The sequence below is a fragment of the Sphingobium baderi genome (assembly GCF_001456115.1).
Lineage (GTDB): Bacteria > Pseudomonadota > Alphaproteobacteria > Sphingomonadales > Sphingomonadaceae > Sphingobium > Sphingobium baderi_A.
The window spans coordinates 2240840-2261205 of the sequence record NZ_CP013264.1 but is presented as its reverse complement, the minus strand read 5'-3'; the positions used below and the strand labels follow the sequence as shown (position 1 = coordinate 2261205).

Here is a 20366-nt window from a genome sequence, read left to right as displayed (position 1 = left end):
CATGCGAGCCGGATGGTTCCAACTTCGAGGGCCATTGTCCCGATTGCATCTGCCAATACAGGATGACCGGAACGAAACGCAGGTAACGCGATTTCAGCCGCGAGATTTCTCCAGCCGCACTCAACTACGCCCGATTCATGCCCGCGCGCGCCCTTTCGCCGCCGGATCGCCTGGCTCGACCGGAAGGATGAGGCGTTGCGGTCCGTCAGGATTTCGATGCGGCGAAAGTATGATCTGATGCGCGTTTGCGCCACGACTATCGACCCCATTGTTCTTCGCGCCGCATGGTTATGTGAAGAACATATGGGAGTTTGGGATGAACAGGCTGGAAGAAAAAGTCGCTATCGTCACGGGCGGGGCCGGCGGTATCGGGTCTGCGACGGCCCATCGACTGGCACGCGAAGGCGCAAGGGTCGTAGTCGCAGACATAGCCCAGGAAGCCGCCGCTGCGGTGGCGTCGCAGATCGGCGATGCAGCCGCGGCCAGAAGGTTCGACGCGCAGGATGAAGCATCGATCGAGGCGCTGGTGGACTTTGCAATCTCACGTTTCGGCAGGCTCGACATATTGCACAACAACGCCGCCTATGTTGGCGCCGACCTCGCCCATGACACGCGGGTGACCGATATACCGCTGGACCTGTGGCGGACCACTTTCCGCATCAATCTCGACGCCTATTTTCTCGCATGCCGCTTTGCCATTCCGCACATGGTGCGGGGCGGCGGTGGATCGATCATCAACACGTCGTCGGGATCGGCATTCGTAGGAGACATCGCCCGCGTCGCTTATGGTTCGTCCAAGGGCGCTATCGTCAGCATGACCCGTTACATCGCCACGCAGCATGCGCGGGACAACATAAGATGCAATGCAATCGCGCCCGGACTGATCTTAACCCAGGCATTCGCCAATTCCGGCCAGACCGACCTGTCGCCGTTCATGAAGCAGATCCTGTCGCCACGCGTGGGGGAACCCGATGATATCGCTGCGGCTGTAGCCTATCTGGCGTCGGACGATGCCGCCTATGTCACCGGCACGGTGCTCCACGTCGATGGCGGGTTGTCCGCCCATCAACCCTATGTGGCCGATTTCGAGGCAATGATGGCTGCGGCCGAATAATCCCCCGCCGGCCACGCGCGCTCAACGCGGCTCGTTGACACCCATGGCGTGGCGGGCAGCGAGATAGCCGAAGGTCATAGCCGGCCCGATGGTCGCGCCACCGCCGGGATAGGAGCGGCCCATGGCCGAAGCGGTGATGTTTCCCGTGGCATAGAGATTCCCTATTGGGCGGCCTTCCGTATCCAACACGTTCGCATTGCCATCCGTCACCAACCCGCCATTGGTGCCGATGTCACCCGGATAGATAGCCAACGCATAGAAAGGCGCCTTCACAAGCGGTAGCAGGTTGGGATTTCCGGTTATCTTGGGATCGCCATATATGCGATTGTACAGGCTTTCGCCCCGCTGGAAATCGGAATCCCTGCCCTGTCTCGCATTGTCGTTGAAACGGGTGATGGTGGCTTGCAGGCGATCACGGTCAACACCGATCCTGTCCGCCATTTCACCCCAATCGTCCGCGACGAACACCAGATCTCGAACCGCGCGTGAATGCATCCACAAGGGCATCATCGGCAGGACCGGCCCCATGGGATACCGCCATTTGAACCCGGCATCGAACAGGATGTAGGACGGCGACGTGCCAGCACCGGGCCGGTCATTCTCAACCATCGCCCTGCCTGCAAGATGGTAGTCGACAGCCTCATTGAAATAGCGGTCGCCCGCCTGATTGACGATGATCGACCCGGGCAGGGCGCGTTCGAAGAAAAGCGGGCGGGACCGGCTCTCTCCCCTGACGTGCACCGCTGGCGCCCACCAAGCCGAATCCAGGCGGTCCGTCGCCGCGCCGACGGACATTGCGAGTTCGAGCGCGTCACCCTGATTGTTCGATTGCGATCCGCTCCAGTCGGGGTTGGGCGATTGCGGCAGATAGCGCGCACGCAGCGCCGCATTCCGCTCAAAGCCTCCTGCCGCCAGCACCAGGCCCTTATGGACATGAATGGCGCTCTTGCGGCCATGGCGTTCGACAACGGCCCCGACAACTTGAGCACCGTCGCGGATGATCTCGACAAGTGCCGTTTCCCTGCGGATATTGATCCCCCGCCGGTCGATGGACAGCTTCAACCGCCCGATCAACGCGTTGCCGCCGGTGAGATATCGCGAACGCTTCGATCTGAGCCGTTGACCTATATCGGAATAATAACGCCAGAGCGTCCTCGCCATGGCGCCGATCCAGCCGGGCTTACGCGTCACAAGCATCGAGGCGTCTATGGTGTTCCACACGAAACGGCCGAAAAGCATGTTCGACGGATGCGGCGGTTCCAGATATTCAAGATCCTTACCCAGTTTCCGGCCATCCATGGGGACGACGTCGTGACTGCGCCAGCCGGAACGAGCGCCCGGCGCCTCCGGCTGATAGTCGGGATAGGGAATAGAGACATATTCAACATCGCTATGATGGCTCATATACGACAGCATCTCGCGCCCGTTTTCAACAAAAGCGCGGATCAGAATGTCATCGCTTTCGTCGCCGGCAATCGCCTTTATGTAGCGCACAGCATCTACCGGATCGTCCTGCTGTCCAGCAGCTTCGGCCAGATGACTGTCCGGAACCCACAAGACCGCGCCCGAAGTAGCTGATGTTCCGCCGAAGTTGCGACCCTTTTCGATGAGGATCACTCGCGCATGCAAGTCGGCGGCGGCCACCGCAGCCGTCAATCCCCCCGCGCCCGATCCTACGATCAGAACATCGCATTCCTCATCCCACGTCCGTTCAGGCATGTCCTCTCCCCTGCCGGCTTGTCGATAAAGGGTCTGCTACCGTCCCGAACGCTCTGTCAATTCCGGCGAAAATGGCTCTCCGCTACTCCAACATGCGACGCCGAAACAGGATGCGACCATAGAAAAGCCTGAAATCAGGGACTTTCACAATAAATCCCCAGCGTTCGCTTCAGGGTTTCAGATGCCCCTCTTCTCAACAATAGCCGATTGGCCAACATCTTGTCCGAAGAGCAATACTCGGGAAACTTGTCGCGAGCGGCTTTGCCGGACAGCATAGTCACGGAAAATATAATTGGCGGCGAGGTGAGATGTTGCTGCCGTCAATCAACATTGCCGATGATCTGGAATGCTCCCGTTCCCGGACAAATTCTATTGTCCGGCAATTGTGAAGTAAAAAAAACGTCCAGCGTCGGCGGGAGAGCATGATGAGCCTGCAGTTCGTCTATGAACCGCTGAAGATAAAGGGCGTGGAGGTTCGCAATCGGATTTCCCGTTCCGCTCACGGCACCAACCTGACTGATTACGGTCGGATCACCGATCAGTTGATCGATTATCATGTGGCGCGAGCCAAGGGCGGCGTCGGCCTTACTTTCCTGGAAGCAGCCACAGTGCATCCCAGCTCTGTCCTCAGCCTCGCCAATTTGGACGATACCATTATCGACGGATACCGACGGTTGATGAAAGCCATCAAGCCGCATGGCATGCGCGTCTTTCAACAAATATGGCATGGCGGACATATTTATCCGGTGCTGGATCAATCCCCGCCATGGGGTGTTTCGGCAGTGCCCAACCCCGCGACCGGCATCGTCCCCAATCCCATGGGCCTTGCCGAGATCGAAGAGGTCATCCAGCATTTCGCCAATGCCGCCCGCCGATGCGTGGAGGGCGGGATAGAGGGCATCGAGGTTCACGCCTCGCACGGCTACCTCATCATGCAGTTCCTCAATCCGCTGGTGAACAAGCGAACCGACCAATATGGCGGATCGCTGGAAAACCGGATGCGCTTCCTGCGCGAAGTCCTGTTGGCAGTGCGCGCACAGGTGCCGGATGACTATCCTGTGGGCATACGCATGGGCGCCAGCACCGGCGAAGGCGGGCTCGACGAAGACGAACTGGCGCTGGTTGTCCAGACGCTTCAGGCCGAAAAGCTGATCGACTTCCTGGACCTGAGCTGGAGCGATTATTTCAACTTCAAGTTTGTGGCGGCGATGGATCAGCCCGTTGGCTATCAATTGTCCTCCAGCGAGAAGATCGCGGCGGCCTCACGGGGCATTCCCCGGTTCATGATCGGCCGGTTCCGCACTCTGGACGAGGCCGAGCAACTTCTACGCGACGGTGTAACCGATATGGTACATATGACCCGCGCCCACATCGCCGATCCCGACATCATCCGTAAGACGCAAGCCGGGAAGCCCGAGCAGGTGCGATCCTGCATCGGATGCAATCAGGCATGCTGGCAGGGCGTAAACCTGGGATACCCGCTGGCTTGCACGATCAACCCGGCGGCTGGCCGCGAAGGCGATCTGGCGGAGGATCTGATCCGCCCCGCCGACGATCCCGGCAAGGTGGTGGTCATTGGCGGCGGTCCCGCTGGCATGGAGGCCGCGCGTGTCGCCGCGCTGCGCGGACATCGGGTTACATTGTTCGAGGCAGGGCCTGATCTGGGTGGTCAGGTGGCGGTGGCGAAGCGAGCTCCGCGCCTGCACGTCATAGGTGATATCGCGTTCTGGCTGGAGCAGGAGATATTCCGCCTGGGCGTGGACGTTCGCACCAGCACCTATGCCGAGGTGGAGGATGTTCTTGAGGAAAATCCTGACTTCGTCGTCATCGCCTGCGGCTCCATCCCTCGGCACAACGGCATCCAATATGCATATCCGGCCGAGCCGGTGCCTGGGTTTGACCAGCCCCATGTCTTGTCGCCGATAGACTTGCTGACCGCTACGCCAGCCAAATTGGGAAAGAGCGCGGTTGTGTTCGACGATGTCGGCCATTATGAAGCGGTGGCAGCCGCCGAATTTCTTCTTGCAAAGGGATTGCGCGTCACGTTCGTCACGCGGTTCGCCAGCGTTGCGCCCCAGTTGGATCATGTGACCCGCGTCGACCCCGCATTCCGCCGGTTCGCCGAAGAGGGCGACTTCCGCCTGCTGATACGCAGCAGGATCGATCATATCGGTATCGATACCTGCATCGTCAGGACTCTCTATCGAGGAGATTCCGAGGAGGTCGCTGCCGACACCGTGGTGTTCATCAACGCCAAGGAACCCATGCGGGCCGTTTACGACGATCTGAGAGAACGGGGATTTGGCAAGGACAGGATGGTGATCGTTGGCGACGCGCGCGCGCCGCGCGATCTGCATCTGGCCATTTCCGAAGGACATAGGTTGGTGCGCGCCATGGTGTGATGGAGCCATGCGCCAGGCCTTTCGATCGAGACGACGACAAAAATAATCTGCGGCAATCAGGCAGGAAACATGGAAGGGGATATCATGCAATATCCGAAGATCGCAAAGCTATTGATGGCCGGCGTTGCCGGCATGACTTTGCTGCCCCAAGCTGGCGAAGCGTTGGCGCAAGACAGCGGCGCAGCCGATGATAGGAACGCTGCGGCAGCTGACATGGATATCGTCGTCACTGCGCGCCGCCGCGAGGAGAACATCCAGACTGTCCCGGTCGCCGTGACCGCTTTTGGCAGCGAGGCGCTAGTCCAGAAGAATATACAGGCCACCACCGACCTGCAGCGGATCGTCCCGGGAGTCATTTTCGTAGGGGCTGGGTCGGCGGCGAACACCACTTTTTCCATTCGTGGCCAGGGCAAAGACGTTGCCGGACCGGGCCTGCCATCGGTCATCAGCTATTTCAACGAAGTGCCGCTGCCTTCCTGGGGCGCGGTGCTGCCCGCGTTCGACGTGGCGTCAGTACAGGTGCTCAAGGGTCCGCAAGGAACGCTGTTCGGGCGCAATACCACGGGCGGCGCGGTGCTGGTCTATTCCAAGCCAGCCGTCGACAAGTTCGAGGGCTATGTGCAGGGCACGGCGGGAGATTATTTCTGGCATGCCCTTCAGGGCGCCATAAACCTGCCGATTGCGGACGGCATCGCGCTTCGCGTCGCGGGGGACTTTCAGAAACGGGACGGATATCAGAAGGACATCGGTGTTGCGGGCGACGGATCGAACCTCAATTCCCGGGCATTCCGCGTCACGCTGAAGATCGAGCCCAGCCCAACTTTCAGCAACGTTACAGTGTTCGACTATTATTGGCAGCACACCAATGGAGACGGCTATGTTTCGGTCGGCGATGCCGGCCCCAATGCCGCCTATCGCTTCTTCCCGGCATTCAACTGCGGCGTGTCGGCTGCTTGCGACGTTGACCTGGCCAATGCGGAGCAGCGGAGATTGGGCTTCCACGTTACCAATTCGAACATCCCGGGATACGACCGCACGCGCCTGTGGGGAATATCCAATACGACGACGCTCGACCTGGGGGCCGTCACGATCAAGAACATCTTTGGTTATCGCGACACAAAGGTGGATCAACAATTCAGCACCGATGGCTTGCCGCTTTTCCTGCTGGACACACGCGGTTTTCGCTATGATCGCCAGATCAGCAATGAATTGCAGTTCAGCGGCGACCTGATGGACGGAAAGCTGCAGTGGCTGGTGGGTGGCTTTTTCCTCGATCTGAAGCCCACGGGCCCCGATGCCTTCGCGATCGACGCATTCGACGCGGCCGGCGACCCGGATAGTAATCCGTTCGGGCAGATTTCGAACAACCTGTTCAAAGATCGGAGCTATGCGCTGTTCGGCAATCTCAATTTCGAGATCATGGATGGGTTGCGTCTCAACGCCGGCTATCGCCACACCTGGGACAAGGAAAGCGTTTGCGCGGTCAACACCAGGCCGTTCTTCGGCGATCCCATTCAGTCCACTTCCGAATGCGAGGCGACGGCAGGATCATTCTCGAATTCGGTGAAGTTCAAGGCATCGACCTATACGCTGGGCGCCGACTATCAGGTGTCGAGCGACATCTTCACCTATGTTACCGTCCGCCGCGGCTATCGCGCGGGTGGCATCAACACGCCACGGCTCGCCGGGACATTGGCGCCGTTCCAATATTTTGGACCGCAAAAGGTCAATGATGTCGAGATCGGCCTCAAGACCCAGTGGGAGAAAGGGGAGATGCGCGGGCGGCTCAATGTCGCCGCGTTCCGCGGTATTTTCAGTCACCTCCAACGGCAGATTGCGGGCCTTCCGCCGGATTTCGACGGCGACGGCGATCCTGCTACTGATCCCGCCAACACGTCCCTCAACATCAACGGCGGCAAGGCAAAGGTGCAAGGCGTGGAAGTCGATGGCATTCTCCAGCCGGTTGAGCCGCTGATCCTGAGTTTTGGAGCTTCCTATCTCGACGCGAAATATACCAGCCTGGAGACTCCGCCAGTCTTCGCGGCCCAGGCTGGCGGCTCGGCCATATATGAGAGAGCGCCAAAATGGAGCTACACGCTGTCAGGCAGCTATCGGTTGCCGGTTGATGCGGCAGGCGCGGATGTAACGCTGCGGAGCGACTATTACTGGATAGGCAGCTATTTCGCGGGCATCGCCAAGGTGCCAAGCTATGGCGTGCTCAACGGCAGCGTCGAATTTTCCAACATCGGCAATACGGCGTTGAGCGCAACGCTGTTCGTGACCAACATCCTCGACAAAGTGTATCTACGCAACAGCAACCTGATTGGCACCAGTCCGGGCAATTTCAGCTTTTCGACGGGGGAGCCACGGATATATGGCCTGCGGGTTCGATACGACTTTGGCGGCTAGCACAAACGACGCGGCGGGATGGGTGCCATCCCGCCATATTCCGTTCCACAACGAACAAGCCCTTATCCCACGCCAACGCACAGAGATATAGGGACAGACGCCCGCTGCCTCTGGCCGAAAGTCAGCACGCAGTTCCACGATCGGCACCAACGACAGATCGTCTGCAAGCATCAGACGATTTCGGGACGGGGGCGCGTTGTGCGTTTTTCGATGAGCTTTTTATAATGAGCCCCCTGAATGACGCGGTGAACGTAGATTCCGGGCGTGTGAATGTGGTCGGGATCGAGAGCGCCGAGCGGTACGATTTCCTCGACCTCCGCGATAGTATGGGTGGCGGCGGTCGCCATGACAGGGTTGAAGTTGCGGGCCGTCTTGCGGAACAGGAGGTTTCCCGCTGGATCGGCCTTCCACGCCTTGATGATGGCAAGGTCCGCACGAAGCCAAGTTTCGCGGATATAATCCCGCCCTTCGAAGGTTTCGACCGGTTTTCCCTCCGCCACGACCGTGCCCACCCCCGTGGCGGTATAGAAGGCCGGGATGCCGGCGCCTCCCGCCCGGATACGTTCCGCCAGCGTCCCCTGCGGATTGAGTTCCAGTTCCAGCTTGCCCTGCAAATACAGCGCCTCGAACAGCTTGTTCTCGCCAACATAGGAACTGATCATCTTGCGGATCTGGCCGTTTGCCAGCAGCAGCCACAATCCGAAGCCCTCCGCGCCGCAATTGTTGGAAATGACGGTCAAATCCTTGACACCGTTTGCCTTTATCGCGGGAATCAGATTTTCTGGATTGCCCGACAAACCGAAACCGCCGGACATGATGGTCATGCCATCGAACAGCAACCCGGCAAGCGCGGCATCCGGTGAGGCGAAAAGCTTGTCAACCATGCTTGCGGCTGATCTCAATGCCCGCGCCGATCGGCAAGAGGACGCTGTCCATATCGCCCCGCGCTCTGACGGCGCGGCGGTAGGCGGCCGCATTGTCGGCATTTTCGGGTGGGAACAGCATATTGTCGGCCACGATGATGGCTCCGGCTGCCAGTTTGCCGCCAAGACGGTCGAGGCAGGGAATATAGAGGTCCTTCCACAGGTCGATCAGGACCAGATCAAACGGCCCGGTAAGCGCGTGGATGGATGCGAGGGCATCGCCCGCGATGAAATCGACCCGGTTCGCCAGTCCCACTTCGGCGAGCGTTTCCCGCGCCGCCGCGATCTTGCCAGCGTGCAGTTCAAGCGACGTGACGCAGCCGTCTACGGCCCGGGCGGCATCGGCCAGCCAGAGTGTCGAATAGCCATAGGATGAGCCCACCTCCAGGATGGATTTCAGTCCGCCCTGTCGGATCAGATCATGTATCAGCCGCCCCGTTTCCGGGCCGATCGGCAACAGGAATTCATCGACGCGGGCATATGCTTCTTCACGCGGAATTCGTGCCTGCTCCCGCTGTTCCCGCGCCCACCTCTCCTCCATCGTATCGAGAGCAGCCCGTACGGCTGGATCGACGATCATTTCGTGTCCCAGCGCAGATGGACGGCATCAGGCCCCCGAAACTGCAGCCCATGGAGGCGCGGCGCGGGCCGATCAGGATCAAGGCGCAGATTGGGCAGGTTCAACAGCATATCGGCGGCTACCTCCACTTCCGTCCGCGCAACGGGCATGCCGATGCACATGTGAAGGCCGTAGCCGAAGCCCAGATTGGCCTGCTGCGACCTGTCGAGATCGAAACTATCCGCATCCGCGAACATTGCCTCGTCGCGGTTGGCCGACCCCATGACGAGCGACACCGCCGATCCGGCAGGAATAGTGACTCCGCCTATGTCCAAGTCACGCAATGCCCGGCGCGCCAGAAAGCCGGCCACCGGCTCCAACCGCATGGATTCCGTCAGCGCACGCGGAAGCAGCGAACGATCCGTACGCACCCGCGCCAGCAGCCGTTCGTCCTGCAACAGGTGAACCATGAGATTAGCCAATGTCCGCGTCGTGGTTTCCGCCGCGGCGGGAAGCAGCATCCGCACGATTCCGGCGATCTGGCCATCGTCGAGCCTTTCTCCATCCACTTCGGTTCGGATCAGCCGGTCGATAAGCTCCTCGCCGGATGCTCCGGCCCGGCGGCGCGCGGCGACGACTCCACGAACATGTTCGTCGAGCAGGTCGGCCGCCTCGAACGCACGTGCCATGGACGCCTTGGCCTTTTCGGGATCGATCTGCGGGCCGTTCAGGATTTGCAAAGCCCAATCGGCGAACTGGGTGACGGAGGCAGGATCGTCCGGAAAACCCAGGATCGCATAAATGGCAAGGATCGGAAACGGCATGGCCAGATCGGACATAAGCTCTGCGCGACCACGCGCGCGCCATTGGCCGCCATATTCCCGTTCGACGAGCGGCGCGATGACATGGGTCCTCCAGCGGCGTGTCACGTCCGGTGCGAAACAGGGCTGCAACAGGCGTCGTAACAATCGGTGGGACTCACCATTGCGCGCGCTCAGAAACATTTCTCCCAAGAAAGTGCCCAGGCCGTCCTTGAGCAGGTCGGTCGACCATGTCTTGTCATCGCGCAAAACCGCAGCAACATCCGCGTGCCGGAACAGCGTGAATACCGGCCGTCCCGTATTGGCATAATCAGCCTGGGACGGAATGCCATAAAGGGCAAGAATATCGCCTTTCATGACCGGCGTGGTCCGGCGAAGTTGCGCGTAGAGACTGTGAGGATCGGCCAGATCGTCGGTGGCATAAGTCGCGCTGACCGAGTGGAAAGCGGACTCGGTCACCGAAGAAGTATCGATCGAACGAGGCTCTATTGTGTGTGTCACGATCGGCTGGACCATTCCCGCTTCAGAGAGAACAGGGATGCGACCGCCATGCCTGCCGGGTCAATCGGCGAATCTTGCCTTGCCCGGACATGGTTGTCCCGCAAAGGACATGGTCAGCGGGAAACGTCGTGGCCGATCCGGACAGCCCCTGTCCGACGCCGGGTGCAGCGAAGGGTTGAGCCGACCCATCGGACAGCCGTAAACCCCTGCAACGCGAACTGGACAATCCGATGCAGACATTCCGTTACCAGGCATTACCTACCCGAGTTCTGTTCGGGACCGGAACCCTGTCCGCGCTGGCCGGCGAATGCGCCGCGCTCGGCGTAAAGCGCGCGATGGTGCTTACCACGCCACAACAGGCGGACCTTGCCGAACGAGCGTCGCGGCTGCTCGGCTCCATCGATGCGGGGCACTTCACCGACGCTGCGATGCACACGCCCGTCGAGGTAACCGAACGCGCAATGGAACATCTCACCCGCATTCGCGCGGATGGCATCGTGTCGCTGGGCGGCGGATCGACCATCGGTTTGGGAAAAGCCATCGCCTTGCGTACCGACTTGCCCCAGATCGTAGTGCCCACCACTTATGCCGGATCAGAGATGACCCCGATCATCGGGCAAACCGAGCAAGGCCGCAAAACCACGCAGCGCAGCCCCCATGTGCAGCCGGAAAGCGTGATATATGATGTAAGCTTGACCCTGACGCTCCCCAGTGGAGCGTCGGTAAGGTCTGGCCTTAACGCCATCGCCCATGCGGCAGAGGCGCTGTATGCCGATAACGGCAACCCGATCACGAGCCTGATGGCGGAGGAAGGCATTCGCGCCATCACGGAGGCCCTGCCCGTTATCCTGTCTGACGCCGGCGACATCGCGGCGCGCGGCAAGGCGCTTTACGGAGCCTGGCTTTGCGGATCCTGCCTGGGGCAGGTAGACATGGGATTGCATCATAAGCTCTGCCATGTGCTGGGCGGCAGCTTCGACCTGCCCCACGCGGAAACCCACAGCGTCATCCTGCCCCATGCCATCGCGTATAACCGCGTCGCCAAACCGGCCATGGCGCGATTAGCGCGCGCGCTGGCGACAGACGAGGCACCCTGGACGGCTCTCCATTTGCTTGCACGCGGGCTGAACGCACCGCTGGCGCTGCGTGACCTTGGTCTACCGGAGAGCGCAATTCCAGAAGCGGTCGAAATCGCATGCGCCAACACCTACCCCAATCCCCGCCCCCTCGACCGCGCACCGCTTGAACTGCTGCTGCGTGCAGCATGGGCAGGCGATCCGCCATCCGAATACTGACGATATGGATATTGCCATGCGAGATTTTGATGAGCATTCCATCACCGATGCCGTTGTGAAGCGGGTGCGGCGCGCATCCGATCCACGCGCCAGGGAGATCAGTGAGGCACTGGTGCGGCACCTGCACGCCTTCGTACGGGAAGTCCGCCCGACGCAGGCCGAATGGGAAGCAGGCATCGGCTTTCTGACCAGCACGGGGCAGAAGTGCGATGAAAAGAGGCAGGAATTCATCCTGCTGTCCGACACGCTGGGCGTGTCCACGCTAGTGGATTCGATCAACAATCCGGTAGCGGGAGACATCACCGAAACCACTGTATTCGGTCCCTTTTACGTGCCGCCGCCTGAATTTCCGCTGGGTGGGAATCTGGGCGCCGGCATCGACGGTCCGCCGATGCATGTTTCCGGAACGGTATGGCGGCATGAGGGAACGCCAGCCGCAGGCGCCATCATCGATATATGGCACTCCGATGTATCGGGTTTCTACGACGTTCAGCAGTTAGATAAGACCGGTGGACTGGCAGGTCGCGGCCGGATTATCGCCGACGCTGAGGGGCGTTTCCATTTCTGGACGCGGCGTCCGGCGCCTTATCCCATTCCCACAGATGGCCCCGTAGGCGCCATGCTGGCGGCTCAGGACCGTCACCCATGGCGGCCCGAGCATGTGCATTTCATGATCGCCGCGCCCGGATGCCGCAAGCTGGTCACCCATGTTTTCGCGCAAGGGGATTCGTATCTGGACAGCGATGTCGTGTTTGGCGTCAAGGAATCGCTGATCGAACCCTATGTCGCGCATGAGGGCGGACGAGCACCGGATGGAACCTCGATGGAGGGCGACTGGTATTCGCTTGTCCGGGATTTCGTGCTTGCCCCGAGCGCAATGGCGCAGAGTCCAGAATCGCTGGAATAGACGCGGAATTTGCAGGGCTCCGGCAAACCCTCCCTAGTCCAGCCGCGTGCTGCGGAATTGCTGCGGCGTCAGGCTGGTCGCTCGCCGAAACGCGGACGAAAAGCTCGATGAGCTTTGAAACCCGCAGCTATAGGCGACTTCCTTGATCAGCCTATGCTCATCTGCCAGCAATTTCTTCGCTCGCTCGATACGGATTCCTGCAGCATAATCACTCACCGCACTGCCGGTCGAAGCACGGAACAGGCGCGAGAAGTGGCGGACGCTCAGTCCTTCCCTCTTGGCGAGGCCCGCGACCGTGACCGGGTGAGAGGCGCTTTCCTCCTCCAGGCTTTCCCGGATACGGCGCAGTTGCGACAGACTCAACCCGCCTTCCTTGGGCAGATTTTCGGGATCGAGCATGTCGAAATGACGGCGAAGCTCGACGGCAAGCGCGGTGCTCAACGCTTCGATATATATAGCACTGGCAAAGCTTGGCTCCATGGCCTCGCTGACCAGGCGCATCATGACACCGCGGACGAAGCCATTACAGATATCCAGACTGGCAGCCAGCTTGCGGTCTTCCCAGTTGATCTCGAAAAAATCGGAGAAGGCGCTCTTGTCGAGCACACAGCACATCGATCGGCGGTCGCCCCGATTCCAACGGCTGTGGAGCGTGAAGTCGGGCGGCATGAACATGATTTCACCGACAGGCCTGCGCGCGCGCCAGCCTGCTTCCAGAAATTCGCCGTCCAGTTCCGCCTGGCGCCGCGAGAGCAGAATATCGATGATAGGCGCATCGGTCTTGAACACCGCTTCGCGCGGTTCGCGCCAGCTATAGCGATTGATCTGGACAGTACTGGCGGCCGATCTGATTTGATGCTCGACTATACCGTCCAGACCGCTGGGCTTGGGAAGCGCATCAACGATCATCTCGCGATCCTCACCATATATTTTTTCTGTTTTATCAGGTTAAGCAATTTTTGAGCCGAGAACGCCCCTATCCTTGGAAAGGCGTTTCCAGGACTCGGCGGGCTGCCCCGCTGGAACGGCAGGAACTCCATAAATCTATAGAAATATCGCAAGATTATGGGTGCCGATTGTAGTCTGATCGCACAATATCTTGCGTTCGAGCAGGCGGGCGGCACCCGTTTCGGATAGACGGACCCTGTCCTGCCGCTCTGCCGTGAGCAAATCTGTGCGAAAATCATCGTCCATCGTGCGAACGAGCAACAGCGAGCTGGCGACGTCATATATGCCTTCGCCTTGCCCTTCCCACACCTGAACTCCGGTGACGAAGCGCCGCGCGCGTGAAGGCGGATCGGCCGCCCATGCCTGGGTTTCCAGAAAGCGCCGTATCCGAAAACTCAGCGATCCGAAGTCTTCATCATAGTGCATGCCTTCTGTCTCGAAGCTTTCATTGCTGCCGCGTTTGCGGGTGAGGCAGACCGGCATGTAATAGTGGATGGCCGGGTCCAGCAGGTTCTGCCAACCTCGAAGGTCATCCCGGTCCAGCGTGGCAGCCTCTTCCCAGAGAAAATCAAGTATTTCCATGTAGCGAGGGTCCGTGGCGCGAATGCGCGCGCGCGAACCGAATGATGCCTCCGTCGATGTGGATGCCGCCAATTCGTTCAACGTCCCAACCTCCCCAATGTCAGGCACCCATCACCTGAGCATAGCGTTTCCACCATGCCCATTGGGCATCGTCGCGGCTGAAACCGGCATAGACATCACCGCCGCCCTCGAAACCTTCGGGCCGGGTAACGCCGAGCTTGGCCTGATATTTTGCCGTCATCCGACGGGCGACGGGCCCCTGCACCGCCTTCTGTATCCCCTGCCATGCCTCGGCGTCATCTTGCTCGATGAAGCCGCTTATGCCGAAATTACGAAGGGTCGTCAGTCGCGTCTGTTCCCGCAGTTCCGGCGGCGCATCCCGTTCAACCAGTGTCCATGTCAGCATCTCGAACAGTTCCGGCGAACGCGGGGTCCAGGCTCGCGCGACCATCACTGGACCGTGACTGCCATCATCGGAGCCGCCCACGCTCATCAGCATGAAGAAGTCAGTCCCCGGAAATAGCCCCATGACCAACGGCGGCGTATCGGCAAGCAATCGCATCTGCCCATCGCTCAGATTGTTGGAAAACTGCTTCACCATGTCCGCGTTGGCGCCCGGCGGAGGAACGGCGGCCAGCCGTTCCGCCACGCTGGCCGTGTCACCGATACCGGCAAAGCTATAAGCGAGGCGGGTGTCAATGCAGCGCATCGTGTGGCCGCCGGGCGTGCTGACGTTGATGCCGACCATGCCCCAGGATGCTGGGTCGTGGGCGTCATGGCCGAGCGTCCCCATGTCGCCCGCCGACTGGTGCAGCGCGCGGGCATGATAGCCATCGGCCAGTTGTTCGGCGAGCAGCTTCCAATTCGCACGCATGATCTGCCGCTGCGGCGGCCCGATCACTTCGAAACCACGATTGGTCCGTTCCAGAGCAGCGCGCAAATACCAGGCGAAGTCACCCAAATAGGCCTCGAAATCTTCGGCGTCCTGATCCCAGTTCGCGAAGATCATCCCGCCCAGCATGGCGGTTTTCGCTACGACGAGATGCAGATCGTCGGCAGCCCTGCGTAGTTCATCCCCATACATCTGCTTCTCAAACGGCGCGCCCAGAAAACGACCGTCCTTGCCGAACGCCCAGCCATGATAGGGGCATTTGAAAGTCTGGCTGTTTCCCTTCTCCTCCCGGCACAGGGTCATGCCGCGATGGCTGCAGGCGTTGAGAAGAACCGCAATCGATCCGTCCTCGCGCCTGACGACCAGGCAGGAATCCTGGCCGGCGTTGCGCCGGACGAAATCGCCCGGATTGGGAATTTCGCTCTCATGTGCAAGGGGGAGCCAGGATTTTGCGAAAATCCGCTCCATTTCAATGTCGAAGATCTCCCGGTCATGGTGAACGCGCAAGGATACCTCCCGCGCGTCGAGATCGATCAGATCCCGCACGAAAGTTCCATCGACAAGCTGAGGAGCAGCTTCCGCCGACCCAATCCTGCCCCGTAAGGTCACGTTCATACTCCCGCTTTCATCGTGCGATCTCAACCTGTTCGCCGCGTTTCATCCGCTCGAATATTTCCAGTACCGCGGGCGAGGACCAATAAAGTTCCGTGTAACAACCAAGTTGTTCGACCGTGTCGTAATAGGCCCAGACGCCTGCACCTTCGATCTCCCCTCCCATCGCCAACGGCGCGCCCTGCTGCTCGAACGCAGCGCAGGCGGCTTCATATTCGGGACGTTCGTCGAGGCGGAAAGCCAGATGATGCAAGCCAGGGCCGCGCGTATCCAGCCAGTCCTTATATACGCTGCGGCCGCCATCATGCTGGCATAACTCCACCTGCATATCGCCGACATAACCGTAAGCGCAACTGAACTGATAATCACCCGGCGTCCCGCGATAAACCTTGTGAGACTGTCCATCGGCCAGGTTGCGCCAAGTATTCCACGACTGGATGCCGTAAATCCGTCCAAATCGCTCCTTGGCAGCTTCAAGCTCATCGACAACGAATGCCACCTGATCGAACTGGCGACCGATGAAGCGATTCACGCCCGACAGGCCGGCGTCTGCTTGCGTTGCCATTCACGCTCTCCTTGTTTTCTTGCTTGCGGGCGGCCATCCCAAAATGGCCGCCCGCAAGCTCTATTTTACTTGTATGGGTCTACCGGCTGCTTGTCTTTGGGAATCACGCCAATGTCGATCAACATCGTCAACACATCGGATATGGAATAAATGTGGATGATCTTGTCGTCCTTGAACGTCAAGACCGAAAACCAGTGCACGTTGATCTTCTGACCTTGTGGCGGAACTCCCATATAGGGGCCTCCGGTCTGCTCGCCTTGGTGGTTGCAGAATACACAGATCTTGTCTTCGCCTTTACCATATACTTCCAGCACACGATAAACCGAAGGCGGAAAGGTTTTATAAAGGGCGACTGGGGACGTTTTCCATTGGACATAGGGTCCCAGATCCAGGCGATTGGGATTGCTATAGGTCATATCGGGATGAAAGAACTCGTCCATCTTGACGAAATCGCCGACGTTGAAGGCCTGATCGAACAGATCCATCCAGTGGTTAGCCATTTTCGCCTGTTTTTCGGTCAACCCCTGAACGACTTCCTTGCGCCGTTCCGGACTATGCTTGAATTCTTCGACATTGATCATGGTATTTCCATCCTTCCTAAGATGTGTGCGGGCCAGGCGTTCCCGCTCTGGCATTAATACATGTGCGGCGGGATCGCGCTGGGCGTAACACCCAGCAGCGAGCGGCCGTAGACTTCATATCCGATGTTCGGAATATTACCGAAATGACGCGCAATCATATTGAAATCGCGCCAATAGCGGGATGCCGGATTGGCATTATTGAATGCCGATGAACCCGCGACATACATCAGCGTCTGGGATGCCTCCTGCAATATCTGCATGGCATGGTTGGCCTGCGCCTTGTTCCGGGCACGCTCCCGCTCGCTCAGCGTGCGACGTTCGAGCGCCGCGCCGTCCAGTTCCATTGTAGCGGCTTCGATCAACGTGCGCGCCGTGTGAATCTTCATCGCGGCTTCGCCAATTTCCTTCGCCACGACCTGCGAATCCGACTGCCGGGCGAATATCGTGCCGACGAGCGGCTTCGTGGCGGCGGTCTTCACGACATGTTCCAGCAGCCCTTCGATGGCGCCCAGCGGCACGCCGCACATCGTGCGGTGCACCAGTGCCATCTGCGCGAAATAGTCGGAGGGCGCGCCGTAATGCTTCTTCCCCGGTTCGACATAATTGTAGGATCGCGCAGCGTGGACCATCCGCCTTTCGGGGACGAAGGCATCCTCGATCACGACGGTATCGGAACCGGTGCCCTGCATACCCGTCACATGCCAGCTATCTTCGATACGGAAATCGCCGGCGGGAACGTAGCAGAAATTACCGGGCACCTGCGTCCCATCAGGCTTTACGATCTGCACACCCCATTGCCCCCAGCGTGCGTGGCGGATGCCCGACGCATAGGGCCATGCTCCACTGACCCGGTATCCCCCATCCACCGGGATCGCCGTGCCTGGCGGATTGAAAACGCCCGCGATCTTCGGCACGCCTTCGCTGAAAAGTTCTTCCTGCAATTCATCCGATGCCAGCGACGTAACCCAGGTCGTTCCGTTGATGATCTGGGACACCCAGCCCACCGACGGATCTCCCTTGGCAAGTTCGGCGCCCATGCGTACCAGCGCCGTAGCCGATACGCCCTGCCCTCCAAGCCGCTTGGGCACGGCAACGCCCCATAGCATGGCATCGTCAAGCGCCCGAATGACCTCATCGGTCGGATAGCGCTGAACGTCGCCGCGGGACGCATTGCTGGCGAGCAACTCGCGCAAACCGATGGCGGCCTCAACAACCTGATTACCAGCGCCTTCGTCAAAACCCCAGAGGATGTCGGAGGATGGTTTGGTCCGCGAGTGTAGCATTGCTGTCCTTGGCCCTTCGCGACATCCCGGCTGCTCGATAAAGCGTAGGGACGCCTTTAAAACTGCGTCGTCATGATTATCCGCGCGGCGACGGCCACCACAACGAACGATGGAAACTCAAATCGGCCATCGGTTGCGGCAAGCGGACGCACCGCGATCATCTGGCGGACCAGACCAGGGGAAGCGTTTCCGGCTGAATGATCGGCCCCAACGTGGAAACAATGACGGCGTCCGGGGCGATATGGAATTGGGGAACGGCCTTCAGGAATTCCTCTATCGCCACATGCAATTCGCGCCGAGCTAGATGCATGCCGACACAACGATGGGGCCCATGCGCGAAGCTGTCGTGCGAGGGGCCCCGGTCGAGCCGGACCTCATTGGGGGCGTCATATTTGTCCGCATCCCGGTTGGCGAGCGTGGTGCTCATCGCCACCCGATCGCCAGGCATGACACGAACACCCGCGATCTCCACTTCCTTGACGCATATGCGGAACGTGGTGACAGCGGCATAAGCTCTCAGAAGCTCTTCGGTGGCCAGTACGATCTTATCCGGGTTGTTCCGCAACCAGGCCTGATCCTCACCATGTTCCGCGAAGTGTCGGAAGTGCAATCCAAGGTTCGTGGAGACCGTGTCGAGGCCCCCGGTATAGAAGTTGAAGGCCATCCCGATCTGTTCGTCACGACTGAGCGGACGTTCCCCGACTTTACCCGTGGCGATGAAGCCGATGAAATCGTCCCTGGGATTTTTGCGGGCCGCATCCAGCTTGTCGACGAGATAGTCCCGCACAGCCCTGGTGGCACGCGCGATTTCGGACACATCGGGTTGATGCAGCAGATTCATCTCCCATGCGAGCAACTGGTCCACATCTTCCTGTGGCAACCCCATAAGCTCCAGAAACACGGCGATGGGAAACTTGAATGCGAACTCGCTCATGAATTCGCACGAGCCGCGGTCACGGAATGTATCGATGTAGTTGCGGGCATAAGCGCGCACCCTGGCATCCAGTGCCGCCATGCGTTGCGGCGCAAGCAACGGGTTGAGCAGAGCGCGCAGGGCTGTGTGTTCGGGTGGATCATATTCCACCGGCACCTGATACCAGCTGTCGCCGATCAAACCACTGAAGCTGGACCAGCCGCGTGCTGTAAAATTCTCGCCATCCTTGAAGATGGCGCGCAAATCTTCCGAGCGACGAAAGACCCAGCCTGGGTCGCCGGTAGGCAACACACCCTCCGCATAGAAGGCGATGGGCCCGGCCGCGATCTCCGGAATGATCCGGTCGAATGGATTTTCTGTGGTCTTGTCACTGACTTTCAGCGGATAATCCCGGACCATGCCAGCGGGAACGTGCGCTGGTATCGCCTCACATGCCCTTGCGTCCGCCGCCGTATCGGCCACCTCGGCCATGGTCGCTCTCCTGTCCTGTGCTATTCAATCAGATATGTCAGCACCGCGTCCGGATCGCCCACATGAACCATATGGTCTCGGTCACCGCCCAGTTGATGCACGGTCCAGCCCAGCGCGTCGGCCCGCGCGTGCATCGGATGCATCATCGTATGGGGCACGCCCAGATAATCGACCCGATGGGTTATCGCATCGGCTCCCACGGGTATGGCGCAGATGTTGGCGCTGAGCGGCATGTCGGTCAGATGACGAAAAACCCATGCATCACGATCAGCCGACATGCGCTGCGGCTCAATATCAGCCATTTTGCGTACCTGATCGGGCACGCCAGCACCCAGCGGACCTTGGCCCGCCGCATGCTGGGCACGTAGTCCAACGACCGCCTCGGCCGATAGAAAGCCCATTGCTTCCGCCACGCTCTCCCCCGCCATGGGCACGATGGCGTCGAGATAGATCACCCTGCGAATGCGGTCTCCCGCCATCGTCAGCAGCAGCGGCGCGACGGCACCGGCGTAACTGTGCACGACCAGAACCGCGTCCCATACTTCCTCGCATTCCATCATCCGCGCGATATCGGTCGCGTGCACCGCCGTATCTATATCGCATGAAATCAGGTGATGACGATCACCAAAGCCGGTGAGGGTGGGCGTGTGCACGATATGGCCAGCCGAGCGGAGCGGAGCGGCGATATATTTCCATACCCAACCGCCCATCCCTCCACCGTGCACCAGTATATATGTCGCCATTATCATCCTTTGCACGGCCCGTTCCGAACCCTCGCACATCGGGTCATCGGATATGTTCAGGCCAGCTTCTCTGCCGGACATCACTATGTCGCGACCGCAGCAGCG

17 protein-coding genes are annotated in these 20366 nt (G+C 59.9%); 5 read left to right on the top strand and 12 right to left on the bottom strand.

From position 1 onward, the window contains the following. The first annotated feature begins 316 nt into the window (after positions 1-316). Entirely contained in the window at positions 317-1114 is a 798-nt protein-coding gene (locus tag ATN00_RS11155) for an SDR family NAD(P)-dependent oxidoreductase (RefSeq protein WP_062068699.1), read from the top strand. Between the two features lie 21 nt (positions 1115-1135). On the opposite strand, the gene ATN00_RS11150 is transcribed toward ATN00_RS11155, so the two are convergent. After that, the gene (locus ATN00_RS11150; protein WP_062064695.1) at positions 1136-2833 is read right to left on the bottom strand and encodes an FAD-dependent oxidoreductase; all 1698 of its coding nucleotides are present in this window, start codon (positions 2831-2833) and stop codon (positions 1136-1138) included. 422 nt (positions 2834-3255) lie between these two features. Here ATN00_RS11150 and ATN00_RS11145 point away from each other — a divergent pair, with 422 nt between their 5' ends. Then, positions 3256-5235, top strand: coding sequence for an FAD-dependent oxidoreductase (locus tag ATN00_RS11145; RefSeq protein ID WP_231746264.1), 1980 nt, complete (start codon positions 3256-3258; stop codon positions 5233-5235). Positions 5236-5319: 84 nt separating this feature from the next. After that, a complete protein-coding gene (locus tag ATN00_RS11140; RefSeq protein ID WP_197413584.1) occupies positions 5320-7644 on the top strand; it encodes a TonB-dependent receptor in 2325 nt (774 codons plus the stop codon). Positions 7645-7814: 170 nt separating this feature from the next. On the opposite strand, the gene ATN00_RS11135 is transcribed toward ATN00_RS11140, so the two are convergent. The 3 genes from ATN00_RS11135 to ATN00_RS11125 are packed head-to-tail and all read right to left on the bottom strand — an operon-like array spanning position 7815 to position 10406. Next, entirely contained in the window at positions 7815-8528 is a 714-nt protein-coding gene (locus ATN00_RS11135; RefSeq protein ID WP_062064689.1) for a CoA transferase subunit A, read from the bottom strand. Further along, positions 8521-9147 (bottom strand): O-methyltransferase, encoded by a 627-nt coding sequence (locus ATN00_RS11130; RefSeq protein ID WP_062064687.1) that lies wholly within the window; start codon positions 9145-9147, stop codon positions 8521-8523. Before ATN00_RS11130 ends, ATN00_RS11135 begins: the two co-directional genes overlap by 8 nt. Beyond that, on the bottom strand, positions 9144-10406 hold the full coding sequence (locus tag ATN00_RS11125; RefSeq protein WP_197413583.1) for a cytochrome P450: 1263 nt from the start codon (positions 10404-10406) through the stop codon (positions 9144-9146). The genes ATN00_RS11130 and ATN00_RS11125 overlap by 4 nt, the downstream gene beginning before the upstream one ends. A gap of 272 nt (positions 10407-10678) precedes the next feature. Between ATN00_RS11125 and ATN00_RS11120 the strand changes: the two genes are divergently transcribed. Then, complete coding sequence (locus ATN00_RS11120; RefSeq protein WP_062064683.1) at positions 10679-11743, top strand: maleylacetate reductase; 1065 nt, start codon at positions 10679-10681, stop codon at positions 11741-11743. A 16-nt stretch (positions 11744-11759) separates the two neighbouring features. Continuing rightward, complete coding sequence (locus tag ATN00_RS11115; protein WP_062068697.1) at positions 11760-12650, top strand: dioxygenase family protein; 891 nt, start codon at positions 11760-11762, stop codon at positions 12648-12650. 33 nt (positions 12651-12683) lie between these two features. On the opposite strand, the gene ATN00_RS11110 is transcribed toward ATN00_RS11115, so the two are convergent. From ATN00_RS11110 to ATN00_RS11075, 8 genes are all read right to left on the bottom strand, one after another. Beyond that, on the bottom strand, positions 12684-13559 hold the full coding sequence (locus tag ATN00_RS11110; protein WP_062064682.1) for an AraC family transcriptional regulator: 876 nt from the start codon (positions 13557-13559) through the stop codon (positions 12684-12686). 135 nt (positions 13560-13694) lie between these two features. After that, a complete protein-coding gene (locus ATN00_RS11105) occupies positions 13695-14180 on the bottom strand; it encodes an aromatic-ring-hydroxylating dioxygenase subunit beta (protein ID WP_156415268.1) in 486 nt (161 codons plus the stop codon). Between the two features lie 100 nt (positions 14181-14280). Continuing rightward, entirely contained in the window at positions 14281-15618 is a 1338-nt protein-coding gene (locus ATN00_RS11100) for an aromatic ring-hydroxylating oxygenase subunit alpha (RefSeq protein ID WP_197413582.1), read from the bottom strand. A gap of 79 nt (positions 15619-15697) precedes the next feature. Beyond that, complete coding sequence (locus tag ATN00_RS11095) at positions 15698-16249, bottom strand: VOC family protein (RefSeq protein WP_062064676.1); 552 nt, start codon at positions 16247-16249, stop codon at positions 15698-15700. Between the two features lie 65 nt (positions 16250-16314). Next, positions 16315-16830: an ester cyclase gene (locus ATN00_RS11090; RefSeq protein ID WP_062064674.1), complete on the bottom strand. Its 516-nt coding sequence runs from the start codon at positions 16828-16830 to the stop codon at positions 16315-16317. A gap of 53 nt (positions 16831-16883) precedes the next feature. Then, positions 16884-18113 (bottom strand): acyl-CoA dehydrogenase family protein, encoded by a 1230-nt coding sequence (locus tag ATN00_RS11085; RefSeq protein WP_062064672.1) that lies wholly within the window; start codon positions 18111-18113, stop codon positions 16884-16886. Between the two features lie 157 nt (positions 18114-18270). Continuing rightward, positions 18271-19518, bottom strand: coding sequence for a cytochrome P450 (locus ATN00_RS11080; RefSeq protein ID WP_062064670.1), 1248 nt, complete (start codon positions 19516-19518; stop codon positions 18271-18273). Positions 19519-19538: 20 nt separating this feature from the next. After that, positions 19539-20261: an alpha/beta fold hydrolase gene (locus ATN00_RS11075; protein ID WP_062064668.1), complete on the bottom strand. Its 723-nt coding sequence runs from the start codon at positions 20259-20261 to the stop codon at positions 19539-19541. Positions 20262-20366: the final 105 nt, after the last annotated feature.